The organism is Streptomyces sp. NPDC020362, assembly GCF_040642095.1.
Classification (GTDB): Bacteria; Actinomycetota; Actinomycetes; order Streptomycetales; family Streptomycetaceae; genus Streptomyces.
This window is the reverse complement of sequence record NZ_JBFAET010000185.1, coordinates 1-18053: the sequence shown is the minus strand read 5'-3', so window position 1 is coordinate 18053 and position 18053 is coordinate 1. Positions and strand designations below refer to the sequence as shown.

Here is an 18053-nt window from a genome sequence, read left to right as displayed (position 1 = left end):
GGCGCCCACCGCGGCCAGTCGTCCGGCCAGGTCCCGGCCGTAGACCGGGTCGGCTGCCTCGTCGAGGGCGGCCAGGCACAGCACGGTGGTGCCCTGCTCGACCAGCTGCCGCACGGTGCGCACCAGGCGGAACGGATCACCGCCCTCGTAGAAGTCGGAGATGAGGGCGACGATCGTCCGCCGCGGGTTCTCCACGAGCGAGGCTGCGTAGTCGACGGCGCGGGCGATGTCGGTGCCGCCGCCCAGCTGGACCCGCATCAGCAGTTCCACCGGGTCCGTGACATCGGAGGTCAGGTCCACCACGGCGGTGTCGAAGGCGACCAGATGGGTCTTCAGGCCCGGCAGGCTCCACAGGCAGGCGGCCGTGACCGCCGAGTGGATCACCGAGCCGGCCATGGAGCCCGACTGGTCCACCAGCAGCACCAGTTGCCACTGCTCCAGGTGGCGGCGGGTGCGGGAGTGGAAGTGCGGCCGCTGGATGAGAATGCGGCGCTTGTCGGGCTGGTAGTGGGCGAGGTTGGCGCGAACGGTGGTGCGGAAGTCGAAGTCGCGGGCGAGCGGCAGCCGGCTGGGGTGGCGGGAGCGGGAGCCGGTGAACGCCCGGCGCACCTGCGGCCGGAGCCGGTCCATCAGCCGGCGTACGACCGTTTCGACGATCCGCCGGGCGGCCGCCAGCACGTGGGGGTTCATCAGGTGCTTGGTGCGCAGGACGGCCCGCAGCAGGGTCTGGCTGGGCTCGATGCGGGCGAGGACGTCCGGGTCGGTGACGATCTCGTGGATCTGGTACTGCTCCACCGCATCGCGTTCCAGGCGCTCCACGGTCTCCTTCGGGAACAACCGGTGGATGTCGTCGAGCCAGTCCACGGGGGTCAGCCGGGACGGCCCGCTGCCGCCCTCACGGGAGTCGGAAGGACCGCGGCGCACTCCGCGTCGGCGCAGGTCCTGGTCACGGCCGTAGAGCCACTCCAGCGCGGCGTCCCGGGCCGCGGGCTCGCCGTGCAGCGGCCCGGTGCAGCGTTCGGCGGCGGCGCCGAGCACCAGCCGCCAGCACTCCAGACCGGGGTCGGGCTCCACCGGGGTGGCGGGCGGCGCCGGAGTCGGGTCGGGCGGCTGGGGGTTCATCGGCCCGCCTCCGGGCAAGGGGTGGGCACTGTCCGGTTCACGGGTGCCGCCCCCAGGCCGTGGCGGTCGAGCAGTCGGGTCACGTTCTCCTCCAGGGCTCTGGCGCGGGCCAGCAGCAGGGGGTCGGCGGGGGTGCGCAGCAGGGAGCGGGCCGAGCCGCGCACTTGTCGGCGCTGCAGCAGATGCTCGGCGATCCGCTCGCGTTCACGGGGCGGAAAGAAGGCGAAGGCCTGGCGGAGCGCGGGCAGTCCGGCGAGGAAGTCGGTCTCGGGCAGCGCCGACACGACGCCGTCGACGATGTCGATCAGGGAGTGTCCCTCGGTCGCGGTGCCGTGCGTGACCTCCTCGCGGGCCAGTGCGAACAGGCCGGTCAGCCAGTCGCCGAGGGTGTCCACCGCGGCCGCGGCGAGCGCCTGCACCACCGGGGCGGGATCGTCCGGGACGCCCAGCGCCCAGCGCAGGCCGAAGGCGGCGCCGCGCAGACCGGCCGGGGCGCTCAGGTCGCGGCTGATACGGGCGGCGGCCTCGGCGGCGGACTCGGGGGTGAGTGACAGCAGGCCGGGCGCGTGCCGCAGTGCATCCCGCGCGGCCGTGAGCGCGCGCAGCGCGGGCAGGTCCACGCCGGGGCCGCCGTGCAGCCCTTGGGCCAGCCAGAACACCCGGTCGGCGGCGCTGCCCACCACCGTGCCCAGCAGCCGGTCCCGGGCCACGCCGAACACCCGGTCGTGCCGCCACAGGCCCAGTGCCGACGCCAGCATCTCGCCGAGCGGGCCGAGGTCACCGACCTGCCCCACCTGGGCCGCGAGCGCCGCCAGCAGGTCGGCGCAGAGCGGACCTATGCCACACAGCACGGCGTCGAACAGCAGCCCGGCCGGCGCCCCGGCGTCGGGGCCCGCCGCGCACATGCGCTCGCCGAGCAGCGCCGCGGCCGCCTCGTCCAGGTGTGCCCCGTAGACACCGGCCTCGATCAGAGCGGCCTCCCGGCCGGCTGCTGCCGGGCGGGGTTCCCACACCTCGGTGAACACCGGGTCGGCCCCGTCCGTGGGGCCCGAGATGCGGGTGAAGCCAGGGACTCCCAGGACGCGCAGCCGGTGCAGGGTACGGCTGCGGGACAGGTCCCTTTCCTGTGTCAGATCGAGTCTGACCGGCGCGTCGGCGTCGGCCAGCCCGAGGTGGGCAAGGTGCGCGGCCACGTCGTGCACCAGCGGGGGCAGCGGCGTGTCCGGATGCAGCCGGCCCACGGCCTCGCCGGTGCAGGCGGCGACCATCTCCACCACCACCGGATGGGTGCCGGCGCCCAGGGTCTCCCGCGTCGTCCACGGCAGCGGCCGGTCCAGGTCGTCGGTGATCAGCGCGCCGGCCAGGCCGTCTAGGACGTCCACCCTCGTCTCGTAGGGGTGGCCGCGCAGCCGGGCCAGGCCCTGGGACAGCGAGCGGGCGGCGATCAGGTCGGCCGTGGACAACGGGATCCGGCGGGTGCGCAGCCGCTCGGTGACCGCGCGCAGCAGGCTCTGCCCGGCGGCCGTCGGGCCCGTCTCCCACAGCCGCTGGTAGTAGCCGGGCGAGGGCATGCCGGACTGGTATCCGGCGAAGGCGTCCAACTGCCGGAAGGAGTACGGCACCAGGAAGCTGCCGCCGAGGGCGCCGCCCGGCGGCTCGGGCACCGTGGGCCAGTCGGCCGGGGCCGCAACGTCGACGTGCCGTGCGGACAGGGCCCGCAGGGCCGGCTGGTGGAAGCCGCCGGTGACCACCAGCACCGGGCGGTCGCCGGCGCGGGCCAGCGCAGCGCGCACCCAGGTGGCCATGTACTCCTCGCGCGCCTGGTCACCTGCATCCGCGGTGGCGTCGCCGCGCACCAGGTCGAAGTAGGCGTCGAGCCGGGCGTGCAGCTCCTCCATGTCGCTGCCCGGGTCCGTGATCTCGAACAGCCCGTCCCACAAGGCGTCCACGGAGTCGACGGCGAAGTGCTCGCACAACCTGCGTGTGGCCTCGGCGTACCGTGCCTCCGCGTCCGCGTAGCGGTCGGCGTAGCGGTCGGTGTGGCGGTCGGTGTGGCGGTCGGTGTGGCGGTCGGTGTGGCCGGCGAGGGCCGGGTGCCAGGCGGGCAGGTCGACGAACCGCACCTCGGCACCGGCCGCGCGGCCCTCCCGCAGTGCGATCCACTCCGGGGAGTAGTCGCACATAGGGGTCCAGGACGTGGCGACGCGCTCGTCGTCGCGGTAGTGGCTGAACACGGCAACGGGCAGCGTGTGCCCGAGGAGCAGTTCGTCCAGCCGGTCGTTCATGTCCGCCGGGCCCTCCACCAGTACGAACGCCGGCCGCAGTGTCCGGATCGTGTGGGCGACCAGACGGGCGCACGCGGGCGAGTGGTGGCGTACGCCGAGGAACACGGCGGGCGGAACCGGTGTCGGCATCAGTCCGCCAGCAGGTGACGGGCCTCGTGCAGGGCCTGCCACTGCGGGCCGGGCCGGCGCGGTGCCTCCTGTTCCAGGAAACGGCGCAGGCGGGCGAGGTCCTCGGGGCTGTCCTTTGCGGCCGTGCCCGCCAGACAGGCCACCACGTCGTCGGCGCCGCCCGGCTCGCCGCGCAGGAACCAGGCCCGCACTCCCACCGCGTGCGCCACGGACACGGCTTCCGCGGTGCTCATCACCGTCGACATCCGCTCGCCCTGTGCCGCGGTGCCCCGCAGTTCGCGGAAGGTGCCGACCAGCACCTTCAGCACGTCCCGGCGCGGCGGCGGCTCCACCCCGGACTGGCGCAGCAGCGCTGCGGCCTCAGCCTCCACCAGGGCCAGTTCGGTGTCGAAGTCGGCGATGGGCAGCACGGTCTCGAAGTTGAAGCGTCGTTTGAGGGCGGCGCTCATCTCGTTGACGCCCCGGTCGCGGGTGTTGGCGGTGGCAATGACGTTGAACCCTTGCCGGGCGAAGACCAGGCCCTTGGGCCCGTCCAGTTCGGGGATGGTGATGACCCGGTCGGAGAGCAGGGAGAGCAGGCAGTCCTGCACCTCCAGCGGGCAGCGGGTGATCTCCTCGAACCGTACGATCCGCCCCTCGGTCATGCCGCGCAGCATCGGCGCGGGCACCAGCGAGCGCGCCGAGGGTCCTTCGGAGACCAGCAACGCGTAGTTCCAGGAGTACTTGATCTGGTCCTCGGTGGTGGCCGCGCCGCCCTGCACGGTGAGCGCGCTGCTGCCGCTGACGGCCGCCGCGATCAGCTCCGACAGCAGCGACTTGGCGGTGCCGGGCTCGCCCACGAGCATCAGGCCGCGGCTGGTGGCCAGTGTCACCAGGGCGCGCTCCACCAGGGAGACGTTGCCGACGAACTTGCGGCTGATGCCGGCCTGTTCGTCGCCGACGATGAAACGGCGGGCCGCCCGCAGGCTCAGCTGCCAGCCCGGGGGGCGGGGATCGTCGTCCGCGGCGCGGAGGGCGTCCAGTTCGTCCGCGTGGCGGACCTCGGCGGGCGGGCGCTGGAGCAGCTCCTGGCCGGCCTCTTCGACGGTGGCGGTCACCGCGACGGTGGCGGTCACTTGGCGGTCACCTCGGTGAGGTCGGCGAGGATCTCGGAAGCGGTGACCGCATCGAGGTCGCCCAAGCTCAGCGGGTGCCGACGGCTGGGCCAATAGTCGCCCGGGGCGGAGTCGAGCCAGACGTTCTCGAAGGTCTGGTCGGGGAACACGTCCAGCGCGCCGACGGCGATGCCCTCGTCGAGTCCGATGACCAGGTAGCGGTCGTCGTCGATACGACGGTGGAACCAGCGCTCCACGCCCGCGTCCTGCGGTTCGCCGCGCTCCCAGCCCCGCTTGGTGAGGCCGAGCAGCTTACCGACCGGCACCCTCGCGCCCTCGAACCGGGTCAGACGGTGACCGGCGGCCTCCTCCTCGGTCAGTGCGTGCACGGCCCTGCCCAGCTGTGCGAACGGCTGGAGGATCTCGTAGTCGGCGAACAGCTCCGCCCAGGCGTGGAGGTCGTCCGCCAGGTGCAGCGGGTGCGCCACGCGGACCATGGTCTCCTCGGACAGCGTCAGCTCGTCGTCGTGGACGTCGGCGAGGGTGCGGTCCTCCGCCACCCTGAAGGCCGTCGCCACGCCGCCGGTGACACCGATCCAGACCAGGCGGCGGACCAGGTGCCACACCAACGGGTGAGCGAGGAACAGCTCCCTGAACTCCGCGGTCGTCCAGGTGCGCTGCGTCACCATCGCCGCCTCCAGGCGCCGCACCTGGTCGGCGGCGACAGTGCGGACGTCCTTCTTCAGCGCGGCGAACCGCTTGCGCTCGGCGGGGGCCAGCTCCGGGTCGTCCTTGGCGCCGGGCGCGGGCAGCGCCTTGCGCTGCTTGCCGTCGGCGTCGCGGACGTAGGGGCGCAGCTGCTCGTCGAAGCCCACGGTGAACTGCCGGGAGCCGTAGTCGATGACGGTACTGCCGTCCGCGTCGAGGCCGAAGTCGGGCACGAGCCGGTCCCCCAGCTGCTCGCCGGTCAGGCCCAGGCCCTCGGCAACCTCGACGATCTTCTCCTGGGCGCGCAGCTTGAGCGCCTTGAAGGGCACCCGTTGGGCAATGCCGTGCAGATGCATCAGCGCCACGTCGGTGCCGATCGTCGCGAGCACGGACAGACCTTCCACGGCGCGGTGGTGACCGCCTTCGCCGGGCCAGGCCCGCACGACGGGCGTGAGCCGGCGCACGGTGTCGTCGTCGCCGAGCGCGCCGAGCGCGTGCAGCGCCCAGCTGTCCTTGGCCGGCATGCCGGCCAGCCGCCACTGCTCGAACAGGCCCCAGGCGAAGCCCGCGAGGGAGTCGGCGGTGCAGTGCGCGGTCAGCACCTGAAGGCCCGGGTAGACCTCACCGGGCTTGGACAGCGCCAGCAGCATCAAGGCGTTGCTGACCGCATCGGCGGGCAGGGCGCCGCCCTCGGTGAGCAGGATCTGCGGCAGCAGCGCCGGGTCCGCCCAGGCCCCGACCACCGGCAGGCGCGCGGGCAGGGCGCTGACCAGCGGGTCGACGGCCAGCATCTCCTCGACGATGCCCCCGGCCTCCGTGCCGCACCCGGCAGCGGCCGCCGAGACCGCCGCGCCGCCGTGGGCGTCCGCCAGCAGCCGCAGCGCCCTCTCGGCACCGCGCCTGACCGTGCCGGCCGGCCCCACGGCGTGCGGGACGAGGAAGGGCACCGCGTCCAGACCGTGCCGGGCCAGCCAGCCACGGGCGGTGGCGTCGGCGGACTTCAGCCTCGCCAGCCAGTCGCACACCAGCGATGCGGCCTCGACGTCCCGGTACGGCAGCAGCAGCTCGCCCAGGGTGCTCGGGTGCCGGGCCGCGGCACGCCGCATCAGCGGCAGGGCGGCCAGACCGTGCCTGGCGGCGACCGGCTTCAGCACCGCCTCGCCGTCCCAGTAGTCCTCGGGGGCGCAGTCGGCGAGCAGCGGTCGTACGACGTCCTCGGGGCCGCCGACGAACAGGAGCACGTCCCTGAAGCTCCCGAGCTGCCCGGTCCGCTTCAGGTGCTCGATCTCGCCGGACCAGTCGTAGTCGACGCGCCACCTGCTGTACCAGGAGTCGGCCTTGGACCAGGCGTCCTGCTCGCCCGGCTGCCACGCCACCTGCGGCTCGGGGGCCGCGGGCACCTCGGCGGCCACACGCGTCTTTCCGGCCTTGCGCTTGCCTGCCCACGGCGGGCTGACCAGCAGCGCGGGCAGCGCCTCGGCGGGAGCCTCGGCCACCCGGTCGGTGCGGGTAATGTGCGGCGCCACGAGGTCGGCGACCTCGGCGGGAAGACCGGGCAGCACGAACGCGGCCAGTCCTGCGTGCGCGAGGACATGCGCGACGAGCAGTTGGCTTGCCATCGACGCGTTCTGTCCGGAGGCGGCCGCCGCCGCGCCCAGCAGGCGCAGGGCGCGCACCGGGTACCGGCGCATCGCCTCCAGCAGGTGCGGGCGGACCTGTTTGTCGCCGATGCGGTCCAGCAGAAGGCGGAACGCGTCGTCCGTCGGCAGTTCGACCAGGGCGTTCGCGTAGGTCCTGGTCGTCTCGGAGTTGTAGGCCTGGTCGAGGGCCTCGTCGAGGAGCGGGGCGAAGGCCTGGCCTGTGCCCTCGGCCAGGGTGGCGACGAGCGCCATCGTCCAGCCGCTCCAGCCGAGGCCCGCCCGGCGGCCGAAGTGCTCCAGCTGCTCAGGGGAGTTCAGCGAACACAGCAGCATCGCCCGCAGCATCCCGTCGGCCTGCATGACGTCGACGCAGCACTCGTCGGCCCACTCCTGCTCGGCGGGCAGCAGGTAGGACACGACGATCCGGCGGCGTACGCCGGTCCGGCAGCCGGCCAGTGCGGCGACCGTCTCCCGGTAGGTGTCCTCGTCGGCCACGGACAGCAGGGCGCGCACGCGGTCGGCGAACTTCGACCGCGCCCAATGGGCATCCGTGGCCGCGCCGGCGCGGAAGCCCAGCCAGGGGTCTTCGCGGCGGGTACCGGACTGGAGGTAGTGCGGCTCGACGTCGAAGTAGTCCACCACCGCCTGAGCGGCGAACGCCAGGCCGTGCGCGCGGACCCAGGCGTCGGCAAAGATGCCGTCCGGGTACTGCCAGTGGAACGTCAGCGATGCCAGCACCGCAGCGCCCAGTGGATTGTGGCGGCCGCTCATGTACGCCCGGGTGGCCTCGACGATCCGCGGGTCGCTCTTCGGGGCGGTGAGCATCGCCTCTACCCAGCCCGCCTCCTCGTGCAGCCTGAACGCCGTGCGCTGCTCGGCCTCCGGGTGCAGGTCGGCGACGCTCCGCTCGATCCCGTTCCGCCGCGGATACACCAGCCGCCGCCAGGCGGCCGGCATCCGGAACGTCTCCTCGTCGGGCAGCACGACCGGCTCGCCTTCCGCCGCCGGCTGTCCGGCGGCTGAGGTGGCCGTCCCCTCGGCGTCCCCTTTCACCGAGCCCTCCCCGGCCAACTCCCAGCGCAACACAGCCCCACCTCCGCCGACCCCAGGCGGGATCGATCGCTTGATCAGATGGCCGTCACGCTATCCCGACCCACTGACAACGCCCCTGGCGCCCGAGGTGCACTCGACCGGAGACTTGCCGCCCACCCGTGTCTCACCCCGGCAACCCGGAAATCCGGGCTCCTCGATCCACGGCGAACGGCCCTCCAGGCAAGGAGACAACCAGCTCAAACGAGCCTTCTTCCTCACCGCCTACGTCGGACTGACCGCCCCGGCCTCCCGGACCTGTTACGGCAGAAGACCACCCAGAGCCTGACTCTCCGACCATGTTCAGAGTCAGGTGAGGCGGCTTGCTGAGGCTGGCCGCCTCTGGACGGCGGGACCCGTTCATGATCGGGTGGGGGCATGAGTTCCTTGATACGTCACCTCACCATCGACTCCGCCGATCCCTATGTTCTTGCTGGCTTTTGGGCCAAGGCCCTGGACGGCTCTCTAGCCGATGACGACTTTCCGGGGGATCCCGAGGCCCTGGTCACCGCAGCGGCTGCCACCTTGCTGTTCGTCAGGGTCGATGACCGCAAGACAGTGAAGAACCGCGTGCATCTGGACCTTCAACCCCAGGACCGCACCCGGGACGAGGAGGTCGAGCGTCTCCTCTCGCTCGGTGCCACGCTGCAGGGTGACCACCGTCGGCCCGACGGATCCGGATGGGTAACGCTGTATGACCCCGAGGGCAACGAGTTCTGTGTGGAACGCAGCGCGGCGGAGCGGGCGAACGGCTGACCCGTCGCTCGGTCGTGTCGATCGGCTCCGGAGCCGGATGAGCAGGGCGGCCGCGAAACTCTCCACTCCATGGCCCGGCATCGAGATCGGGCAAGCCGGCACTCGGAGTCCGCCGATCGCCCGTGGCATTCCACCGGCAGGGCCCGCGCAACTACCTCGTCAGTCTCGCCAGCCATGGATGCCCGGGATGCGCGCGACTCAGCCACCCGCCAAGAACGTCGCGCCACGCCTGGCTCAGCAGTGGCAGGACCCCGTCGAAGTCGGCGTGATCCTTGGGCCGTGCCGCCTTCGCCTTGAACAACAGCACCAGCTCCGGCACCAGATAGGGGATGCCGTCCGCGGTCCGTTCGATGATCGCGTCGTACGGCAGCCGAAGGCTCTCGTCCCTCCGACAGATCCACGTCCCGCCCTCGTGCGGCTCGCGGAAGACGTCGAAGAGGAACTGACCGCTCGCCGGATCCCGCAGCCACGTCTGGTGCGTGGCCGCCAACACCTCAGGTCCTGCTCCTGCTCCTGCTCCTGCTCCTGCTCCTGCTCCTGCTCCTGCTCCTGCTCCTGCTCCTGCTCCTGCTCCTGCTCCTGCCCAGATCCGCCCCGAGCCCACTGCGTCAAACACGTACTCGGGGAAGCAGTCCCGAACCTCCGTGAACCCCGCCGCGGGCACTGCGACCTCCAGATCGCCATGGGACCGCGACGGCTCTCCCAGGAACAAATCCAGCGCCCACCCTGCTACGACACACCAGGGTGCGCTGACCCCATCCAACCGCTCCGCGACCTGTTCCGGGCGCCAGGCGTCCGCCCACCGGGCGTCCAGCTCGTCCGCGTCCAGGAGGGCGCCACCGGGCGGCAGAGAATCGGTCATCAGAACAACCTACTGCCGCGGGCCAGCCAGGGTGTGGCTATTGGTCCGGGTCCGGGTCCGGGTCCGGGTCACGATACTCACCTTCAACTCCGTTGCATGTCCAGCATGCGCCTGCCAGGCCCTTGACCGTGCCGAACTTCCCGAGGCCAACATGCGCCGTGTTCGGTCGTGATCCAGCCCGGAGCCGGACACCACCATGGCTCGACGACGCCGGCCGATCGGTGGATGCCATCGCGGCGTTCCTGGGTTGACGACCCGTCCGGCCACATCGCACACCTCAGCCGACGGTGGTCGCAGACCGAGCTGCCCTCCGGGGTCTGCGGACCACGCCTGCCCTTCACGAATCATCCGTGAACCGGGGCGGGCTGAAGTCGCCTCGGTGGGCCCGAGATCGAACTCCGAGCTGCAGCCGCTCAGAAGGGCGTGGAATCACCTGACTCCGTCTCGGGCAGCGGCACGTCCCGCTCCGAGGGGCTGGCAGAGGTCGCTGTCTCGGCCACGAGGGGCACGGTCAGATCCGAGTCCGGTGCTCGCAGCGACCGCACGCTGGGAGACAAGAGTGTCGCAAGGGTGGCGGTGACGATCAGGCCCGCGCACACCAGCAGCATCCGGTCGGTGCCGAAAGCGATGGCAGCGGGTCCCGCCGCGGCGAGGCTCAGCGGGGCGAGGGCGAGAGAGCCGAACCAGTCGTAGGAGCTGACCCGGGACAAGGCCTCCTCGGGGACTTCACGCTGCATGGTGGTGGACCACAGCACGCCGAAGAAGTCCAGGCTGACTCCGGCGGCGAAGGCGCCCGCGGCAACGGCCCGAAGAGGCGCGCCGACCCCGAGCAGGGCCAGGGGCGCGGCGGTGGGCAGGGTGAACAGGACCGCGGCCAGGATCGGCCGGCTGACGCGTGTCCGCGCCGCGATCCCCGCGCCCGCTACGGAGCCCAGGGCCTGCGCGGCGACCACCAGCGACCAGGCACGGGCCCCGCCGAAGTGTGCACGCGCCGCCAGCGGTCCCAGCACACCGGCGTTGGCGTTCATGGCGGCCACTACGAGGGCGTACTGCATGACCACCACCCACAGCCACTGGTGTGAGGTGAACTCCTGCCAGCCCTCGCGCAGGTCGGCCCAGCCGGAGCTGGACTTCCGCGGGCGACGGCCCAGTCGCAGTGAAGAGGTGAGTAGGGCACTGACGACGAAGGACAGACCGTTGAGGGCCAGTGCCCAGCCGGCGCCGACCCATGCCACGGTTACGCCCGACAGGGCCAGACCCAGCAGGAGGGACGTGTTGGTCCCGACCCGTAGGACGCCATTGGCACGCTGGAGAGCGGCGGGGGGCACCAGCTGCGGGATCACCCCGTCCATCGCGGGAGAGAAGAGGGCGGAGGCGATGCCTGCCATGGCAGCGAGCGCGCACAGCGCGACGACAGGAGCGTGCCCGCTGAGCACCATGACGGCAAGTCCGCCATAGGACAGGGCACCGAGGATGTCCGAGACAGCCATCAGCCCGGAGCGAGGGACCCGGTCGGCGATCACTCCACCCACCAGGACCAGTGCGAGCTGCGGAACCGCCTGGCAGGCAACGACGAGTGAGAGCTTTCCCGGAGTGGCGCCGGGCAGGGAGAGCACCGCAAAGGCCAGAGCGACTCGGGCAAACCCGTTGCCGAGGACGGAAACAATCCGGGCAAGTGCGAGGCGAACGAAAGCGGCGTTGCGCAGCAGGGGAAGAGGAGGCTCAGCGACGGACACGGACGGGAACCCTACGCCGCCGCCCTGCTCACCGCGCGCTGATCCGGCCACGCGGACAGGAACGAGCACCCATCCCCCCTGACTGCGGTGAAGGTCGCCCACGGGTCCCTGAACCGGTACCTCATCAGAGCATCCGGCGCATGTCCGTGCTTGCCATCGTGAAGCGCTCGATCGCCGCATCGCACGAGCTGAGCCGGCCTGCGTTTCGACACCGGTCGATGCCGGGCTGCGCAGCGGTGTCAACGGCCAGTGCCTGAGCATCCGGAACAACGGTGACCCGAGCGAACACGCCGGGATCAACGTCCGCAACTGCGGCGGGTTTCCTAGCAGTTCTGGAAGCTTGCGAACCCGCCGTCCGTCTGACCGATCCGAATCTCACGGCGAGACGCCAAGGGTCCTCGGCTCGGACAGCCGAGGACCCTTCCGAGCCTCGCTGCCTTGGATCGTTCCCGGCTTCGCGATCGGCAGCAGCTACGAACGTGCGGGTTGGTGGGCGGTGAGAAGAGTGGTGTCGGCTGGGCGGAAGCCCGGCGGGCATAGATGCGGGCGCGCAGTGCCGGTGCGAGCGTGCGAGCGTGCGAGGTGGTCAGGCCGTCGACGGTGCGGGCATGTACGTGCGCGTCACGGGCCAGAAGTCGAGTCGGTCGGCAGACGAGTCGGTCAGGAGTCGAATCGGTCAGAAGTCGAGTTCGATGTAGTCGATGTCGGTGAAGGCCACCTGCAGGCCGGAGGCTCGGCGTCCGCGGTCTTTGAAGTAGATCTCCTGGAGGCCTTCCGCGGCGATGTCCTGGAGCTGCTGGTCGGTGGCGCCGGCTGTCTGTGCTTCGAAGAGTCGGGCGGCGTAGGCGGGCGGCAGATGCTGGGTGACGAGGCGGATGCGGGCGTCGTCAGTGGTGCCGGGTGCGGCGGTGAAGCCGAACCGGGCGCGGGTTTCGATGACGATGCCGCCGGTGGTGGCGGCTTGTCTCCTGGCTCGTTCACGTACCCGGGGCTGCCAGCGACGACGGACTTCTTCTGTCAGGCGGGCGGCGAGGTCCGGGCGCGGCTTTCTGATCTGGCCGGTGAGGTAGCGCTCGACGGTGCGCTGGGAGATGCCCAGCGCTTCGGCGGTGGCCCGAGTGCCCTTGGCGGTCTTGACGAGGAACCTCATCTGCGCCTGGGGACTCTTGGGCAGGGGCCGGGTGAAGGTGTTGGCGGTGGCCTTGTCGAGGCTGTCGCTGAAGATGCCCACCATCGGCTCCTACTCCCCGCCTGCGGCGGCGTCGATGCCCTTGATGTGCCGGGCGGGGTTGTGTCCCTCGTCGAGCATCTGTGCCGCCCACATCAGGGACTGGGTGCCTTCGTGCTTGACCATGCCGGGGCTGACGCCGAGACGGAAACCTCCGGGCAGCGGCTTGCCTTCCGGAGTGCGCGGCAGAAAGTCCAGGGGGGTGGGGCCGTCGGACAGGTAGACGACACAGTCGGACAGGACCGCGATCGGGAACAGCCCGGCGGCGGCGAGCTTCAGCATTTTGCGGTGCATGTTGACGCGGGCGGCGGCGATGACGGCGGCTCGGATGTCGGGCCGCCAGGTGGGACGTTCCAGGGCGGGCCAGCGCTCACCGGGCCGGTAACCGGCGCCCTGGGGACGTTCGCGGAGCTTGCCGATGCCGCCCTTTACGGTCGCCTTGATCGCCGAGAGTACGACGGCCTGGGCGTCATCCGCGTGTTTGTGCTGCTCCATTGCCGCAAGGAAGTCGCTCTCGCTCATCCCGCTGGTGACACCAAGGCGTTCCATGGTGACCAGGTAGGCGTCCCTCAGCCGCGTGTACCAGGCGTCGAGGTAGGAGCCGCGGTCGGGACGGAGCCAGGCTTCGAGCGGGGTGATGTCGTGGCCGAGTTCGGCGGCGTAGGCGACGGTGGGGGTGGCGTACCAGGCCGGTCCTTCGGGCCGGATGCCGTGCGGGGTGAACGGACTGGGCAGGCGCTCATCGAAGTGGATGTGGGAGAGGTCGACCAGCCAGCTGCCGGGCACCGTCTTGTCGAAGGTCGGCTTGTTGGTGTGAACGGGGGCGCCGAGGCCGACGGTCAGCCGGTTCGCGGCTGCGGCGAAGGCCATGTTGACGTCGATGCCCACCGCATACGGCTTCGCGCACTCGGCGTCCGTGAGCTGTTCCGGATCGCGGATCCAGTCCAGGGCTTCCTCGTCCAGCACGTCCGCGGGAGTGCGCTGGTGTCCACGCGGGTGGCGGGCGGCGACGATCGGGTGCTCGTCGGGGGCCTCCGGCGGCGCCGGGTCCACCGGGTGGGTGAGCGCGCCAGGGTTGGGGCCTGAGCTCCAGGTGCCGGTGGCAGGGTCCTTGACCGGGCGGGTGGGCGGGCGCAGCGCGGTCATCAGCTCAAGACCGCTCACAGCTGCCGAGCCGCGCGGGACGATGACTCTCGTTGCATAGTCGCCCAGTACCTGGGCCAGCTCCGGGGCGGACAGCTGGTCGGCGCTCCCCCATGTGCGGGTGTCCAGGGCGTCCCAGGGCAGGACGGCCAGCTGCACGCACTGACGGTGCCCGTGCTGGGCGGGCCGGTAGATACGGGGCCAGGGGCCGAAGCCGCGGCGCGTCAGCTTCCATTTCGCGCGGGCCAGCTGGCGCACCACCGGGTGGTCGTCGGGCAGGCGCAGCGCCCTGCGGTCTTCCAGGGCGGGGGGCAGTCCCAAGCGAGCGGCGGCCCGAGCCGTGAGGATGATCAGCGGGTCGGAATCCTTGCCGTGGCGGTGAAGCCTCTCGGCACCGAGCCCGGACTCCTTCAGCGCCCAGGTGACCAACTGCGCGATCGTTGTCGCGGGGCACTCCAGCAGCACCCCTCCCCGGCAGTACGCGGTGCCGTCGCCGTCCAGTACTGCCAGCGGCCCGTTGGGGAACCGCGCGTCGGAATCAGGCGTGGCCGGCTTCGGCCGAGGCGGGCGCTGTGCAGCAGGCTCCGGAGTGCGTGGTGCGTCCTGGGCCGGTGGCTTCGCACAAGGAACTCCTTCAGCGCCTCGCGCTGCCCGGTCCGACGGCGCGGAGGGCGGTTTCGGCGGGGCCGCGGGGATACCGCCAGAGTGCGGGTGGGGCGCGGGCCTGCTGCCAGAGTGCGGGTGGGGCGCGGGATGGCGCCGGGCGAGGCCCTCAAGCAGCCTCCGGTACGCCTCGAGGCGCTCCCCTCTCGGCTCGGCCCGGCCTGCCTCCCACGCTTCAATGCTCGGCACGCGCGTGCCGAGTGCCTGGGCCACCGCCGCCTGTGTCAGCCCGGCCGCCTCACGCAGCCTCACCCGCTCGGCGGGGACGGGCAGCACGGTGCCGTCGTCGACGGCGGCGAGCAGCGAGTCGACAGCTGCGAGCAGTTCCTGATGAGGTTGGTTCGTCATCTGCGCTCCCCCTCTACCTGACGCCCTGACGGATCTCTTCGAGCCGGGTCATCAGCCGCTGGTAGCGCTGCGAGGCGGCCTGTGAGGAGTTGAGCCCCTGGAACCGGGCGACCTGCCGCCAGTCCATGTCGCGGCGCCTGGCCTCGATGATCACCTGGGTCTCCAGGCGGTCCAGCTGATGGCGCATGTCCTCGAACAGGCTGAGTGCCGCACCCACTTCGTCCGGGGCCACGTCCGGCACCTGTCCCCTGCTCTGCTGATGGCCGGCGGCGGCCGCCAGCAGTCGCCCCAGCAGCGCGGCGTCCTCTTCCAGGCGGCGCGCCGGAGCCCATGGGGCGTTGGGGTCCTCAGCGAGGGCGGACAGCCGCAGGCGGGCCTCGTCGCGAGCATCACGTGCCATGCGCCCATCCTACCTCCCGACTCAACGAAACAACATCTTGTTGTTTCACGTTCCCCACGGACAGCGCACAGCGCACAGCGGACGGCGGACGACGGACGGCGGATCAGCTCCCGTGCCGATGACGCTGCACCAAACGACGCGAGGGCTTCAAGCAGTCGGCACGGGAAGGCTCCAATCGGCGGGCGTGCAAGTGAGTGGCGTGTCGCTCCTCGCCCCGATGTCACGTATGCACGGAAGCCGCTCGGTGGGGGCGGCGGCACTGTCCGCCTCGTAGTGCGGGCGTGATCGAGCGGGTGTGGGCTCATGTGGAGAGCGAAGCGGAGACCGAGCGGAGACAGGTGACCCAGCGCGGCCGGCAGGTCCCGGTGGGACGGGTGCGGGATCTGCTCGGCGGAGGGTTGACGGGATCTGCTCGGCGGACGCGTGCGGGATCTGTTCGGCGGGCGGGTGCGGGGGCTTGAGTCGAGCGCTGCGGTGCGGCGGGTGAGCGGCGAAGGCAGCCACTTCGGCACGGAGTTGGGCCGCGGCGCGTCGGTCTCATCCGGATCCGCCATCGCCATCGCCATCGCCATCGCCATCGCCATCGCCATCGCCATCGCCATCGCCAGGGACCGCGTATCCCCGGCGTGCGCATCTGCGCAACTCAGCGGAAGTCAAAAGGTGTCGTCCAAGAGGTCATCTCAGTTGGTGAGTCAGCCGTCGCAGATGAGGGTGCGGGCGGTGGCGGTGAAGGCGAGGAGTGGTCGGCCGTGTCGCACGGTCGGATACCGTGCGCGGTCATGGGTGAACTGATAGTGATCAGGCATGGCCAGACCGAATGGAGTTTGTCGGGCCAGCACGCCGGCCGCACCGACATTCCGCTGACTGACGCGGGTGAGGCTGCGGCCAAGGCGCTCGCTCCGAGGCTGGCCCGACGCCATCTTGTGGCGGTGTTCAGCAGCCCGTTGAGCCGCGCTATGCGGACGGCCGAGCTGGCGGGCCTGGCCGACGTCCGGCCCGATCCCGATCTGATGGAGTGGGACTACGGCGGCTACGAGGGCCTGACCGCGGCGCAGATCCAGGAGATAAAGCCGGGTTGGGACCTGTGGAGGGACGGTGTCATTCCCGGCGGCGACGACCAACCTGGCGAGCAGCTCCAGCAGGTGGCAGCGCGCACGGACGCGGTGCTGGACCGGATTCGGCCGCTGCTGGACGACGGCGATGTCGCCGTCGTCGCGCATGGTCATCTGGCGCGCGTGCTCACGGTGCGCTGGCTCGGTCTCGACGCCTCCGCCAGTCGGCTGCTCGGCCATCCGCATCCAGGCACTCTCAGCTTCCTGGCCACCGAGGACGGCCAGCCGTTCCTGGCCGCCTGGAACGTTTCGTAGCCGCAGAGACGCTGCCTCACGCCTGCTGCGAGAGGCGCCGGAAGCACATGAGCGCCGCGGCGATCCCAGCGAAGGCCAGGAAGTGTTCCGCTTTTGCGTTCACAGCGACGGTGCAGGCGGCGACACCCGGACAGCCACGCGACCGTCCGCTCCACGGTCCCACGGTGGCGGCCCAGCCGCTGAGAGGACTCGATGCCGTTGCGCGCGATGCGCGGAGAGATGTTCCGGGACCGGAGCCATCGGCGCAGGTGGTCGTAGTCGTAGCCTTTGTCGGCGTGGAGCTTGGCGAGCCGTCGTCGACGGGGCCCGGCGGGAGCGGATGGGCGGGATGCCTTGCACCAGGGGCTCCAAGCCCTGGCTGTCATGGGTGTTGGCGGCGGAGACGCCGATGGGGAGGGGCAGACCGGTCCGCTCGGTGATCAAGTGGATCTTTGAACGCTTCTTGCCGCGATCTACGGGATTCGAACCCGTCAGGCCCCCCTTTCGTTGACCGCATGTTCACCGATCGATCGCGCACCGCGACAAGTCCAGGGCGCCGCGGGTGCCGAGCTCGTCCAGGACCAGCCGGTGGAACAATTCCCACAACCTGTTCGGAACCAGCCGATCCACCATCGTCATCACGGCCGCCAGCCTAGTGATCAAGCCAGTTGAGGCGATCTCCAAGAGTGCGGGCGTGGGCGCTCGTGCCCGGGGGCGGGCCGCAGGAGGTGCGCTAGCGTCGGCCGACATGACCACAAGCATGTTCGCGGCAAGTCGCCGATGGAGCGGGGCCGCCGGCGCGTTCCTCGCCCTGTTGCTGTCCACCGTCACGCTGTCGCTGGCCCACCCGGCGGCCGCCGCATCGATGCTGGCCCCGGTCACCGTTCACAGCGGCGAATACACGATGCGCGCCGGTGATTTCGACAAGCGCGGCCAGGCCATCCGCACGATAGAGGCGAACGGCAGCGTGTCCGTGCGCGCCTCGCCCGAGCAGATCCTCGCCGACGGTGGCCACACGGGCCGGCCGGCCCTGTGCCACAACACCAACCTCGACGGCTCGCTCAAGTACGACGGGTTCTGCTGGAACCAGGCCGACGACACCTCCTCCGACTGGACGCCCCAGGGGCTGACCGGCTCGCACGACGCCCAGCCCGGCGGCACGTGGAACGGGCACTACCTCTACATCGCCTCCTGGCACTACGCGCACACCGGCCAGGACAACGCCTACGCGCGCATCACCATCGCCGAGTCGACCGGCACCTCGGTCACCTACCAGCACGTGCTGCTGGTCGACCCCTACTCCACCAGCAGCACCAGCGCCACCTTCCGCGCGGTGGGCGGGGCCGGCGACATGCCGCACATGGACGTGCTCAGCGGCCACGCCGACGGTGTCACCTGGTACGGCAACAAGCTGTTCGTCGCCACAGGGCACCAGATCCAGGTCTACGACCTGCGGCACCTGTGGAAGATGAGCGACACCGGCTCCGCTTCGGTCGGGGTGGAG

At 71.3% G+C, this 18053-nt stretch carries 12 protein-coding genes and 3 pseudogenes; 5 read left to right on the top strand and 10 right to left on the bottom strand.

Features of this window, described 5'->3' with window-relative positions; genetic code table 11:
* From AB0H32_RS38650 to AB0H32_RS38635, 4 genes are all read right to left on the bottom strand, one after another.
* Positions 1–1122: VWA domain-containing protein (locus AB0H32_RS38650; protein ID WP_361131124.1), on the bottom strand; the 1122-nt coding region annotated here is incomplete at its 3' end.
* Entirely contained in the window at positions 1119–3536 is a 2418-nt protein-coding gene (locus tag AB0H32_RS38645) for a DUF5682 family protein (RefSeq protein ID WP_361131121.1), read from the bottom strand. The genes AB0H32_RS38645 and AB0H32_RS38650, both read right to left, overlap by 4 nt.
* Positions 3536–4651 carry an AAA family ATPase gene (locus AB0H32_RS38640; protein WP_361131118.1) on the bottom strand — a complete coding sequence of 372 codons (1116 nt, stop codon included), beginning with the start codon at positions 4649–4651 and terminating at the stop codon, positions 3536–3538. The genes AB0H32_RS38645 and AB0H32_RS38640 overlap by 1 nt, the downstream gene beginning before the upstream one ends.
* Entirely contained in the window at positions 4648–8031 is a 3384-nt protein-coding gene (locus AB0H32_RS38635) for a DUF4132 domain-containing protein (RefSeq protein ID WP_361131115.1), read from the bottom strand. The genes AB0H32_RS38640 and AB0H32_RS38635 overlap by 4 nt, the downstream gene beginning before the upstream one ends.
* Positions 8032–8175: 144 nt before the next feature.
* Between AB0H32_RS38635 and AB0H32_RS38630 the strand changes: the two are divergent.
* Positions 8176–8296 (top strand): annotated as a pseudogene (locus AB0H32_RS38630) (transposase); the annotation flags it as partial.
* A gap of 149 nt (positions 8297–8445) precedes the next feature.
* A complete protein-coding gene (locus AB0H32_RS38625; protein WP_361131112.1) occupies positions 8446–8823 on the top strand; it encodes a VOC family protein in 378 nt (125 codons plus the stop codon).
* A 151-nt stretch (positions 8824–8974) separates the two neighbouring features.
* On the opposite strand, the gene AB0H32_RS38620 is transcribed toward AB0H32_RS38625, so the two are convergent.
* The 5 genes from AB0H32_RS38620 to AB0H32_RS38600 all read right to left on the bottom strand — a co-directional run bounded on the left by AB0H32_RS38620 (position 8975) and on the right by AB0H32_RS38600 (position 15203).
* Positions 8975–9685, bottom strand: a complete 711-nt coding sequence (locus AB0H32_RS38620) for a hypothetical protein (RefSeq protein WP_361131109.1) — start codon at positions 9683–9685, stop codon at positions 8975–8977.
* Positions 9686–10098: 413 nt separating this feature from the next.
* Positions 10099–11421 carry an MFS transporter gene (locus AB0H32_RS38615; RefSeq protein WP_361131107.1) on the bottom strand — a complete coding sequence of 441 codons (1323 nt, stop codon included), beginning with the start codon at positions 11419–11421 and terminating at the stop codon, positions 10099–10101.
* 676 nt (positions 11422–12097) lie between these two features.
* Positions 12098–12652 (bottom strand): XRE family transcriptional regulator, encoded by a 555-nt coding sequence (locus AB0H32_RS38610; RefSeq protein WP_361131127.1) that lies wholly within the window; start codon positions 12650–12652, stop codon positions 12098–12100.
* Positions 12653–12661: 9 nt separating this feature from the next.
* Positions 12662–14803, bottom strand: coding sequence for a helix-turn-helix domain-containing protein (locus AB0H32_RS38605; RefSeq protein ID WP_361131104.1), 2142 nt, complete (start codon positions 14801–14803; stop codon positions 12662–12664).
* A gap of 13 nt (positions 14804–14816) precedes the next feature.
* Positions 14817–15203: a hypothetical protein gene (locus AB0H32_RS38600; RefSeq protein WP_361131101.1), complete on the bottom strand. Its 387-nt coding sequence runs from the start codon at positions 15201–15203 to the stop codon at positions 14817–14819.
* A gap of 423 nt (positions 15204–15626) precedes the next feature.
* On the opposite strand from AB0H32_RS38600, the gene AB0H32_RS38595 reads away from it, so the two are divergent.
* Both AB0H32_RS38595 and AB0H32_RS38590 read left to right on the top strand, forming a co-directional pair.
* The gene (locus AB0H32_RS38595; protein WP_361131100.1) at positions 15627–15995 is read left to right on the top strand and encodes a hypothetical protein; all 369 of its coding nucleotides are present in this window, start codon (positions 15627–15629) and stop codon (positions 15993–15995) included.
* Positions 15983–16570 carry a histidine phosphatase family protein gene (locus AB0H32_RS38590; protein WP_361131098.1) on the top strand — a complete coding sequence of 196 codons (588 nt, stop codon included), beginning with the start codon at positions 15983–15985 and terminating at the stop codon, positions 16568–16570. Before AB0H32_RS38595 ends, AB0H32_RS38590 begins: the two co-directional genes overlap by 13 nt.
* Positions 16571–16586: 16 nt before the next feature.
* Here AB0H32_RS38590 and AB0H32_RS38585 read toward each other — a convergent pair.
* A pseudogene (locus AB0H32_RS38585) lies at positions 16587–17158 on the bottom strand (IS5 family transposase); the annotation flags it as partial.
* A gap of 139 nt (positions 17159–17297) precedes the next feature.
* Between AB0H32_RS38585 and AB0H32_RS38580 the strand changes: the two are divergent.
* Positions 17298–18053, top strand: a pseudogene (locus AB0H32_RS38580) (hypothetical protein); the annotation flags it as partial.

Bases quoted from the DNA above. Each gene is read 5' to 3' on its own strand.
- AB0H32_RS38645 (WP_361131121.1), bottom strand. From the start codon at position 3,536: ATGCCGACACCGGTTCCGCCCGCCGTGTTCCTCGGCGTACGCCACCAC.
- AB0H32_RS38625 (WP_361131112.1), top strand. From the start codon at position 8,446: ATGAGTTCCTTGATACGTCACCTCACCATCGACTCCGCCGATCCCTAT.
- AB0H32_RS38620 (WP_361131109.1), bottom strand. From the start codon at position 9,685: ATGACCGATTCTCTGCCGCCCGGTGGCGCCCTCCTGGACGCGGACGAG.
- AB0H32_RS38605 (WP_361131104.1), bottom strand. From the start codon at position 14,803: ATGACGAACCAACCTCATCAGGAACTGCTCGCAGCTGTCGACTCGCTG.
- AB0H32_RS38600 (WP_361131101.1), bottom strand. From the start codon at position 15,203: ATGGCACGTGATGCTCGCGACGAGGCCCGCCTGCGGCTGTCCGCCCTC.
- AB0H32_RS38590 (WP_361131098.1), top strand. From the start codon at position 15,983: ATGGGTGAACTGATAGTGATCAGGCATGGCCAGACCGAATGGAGTTTG.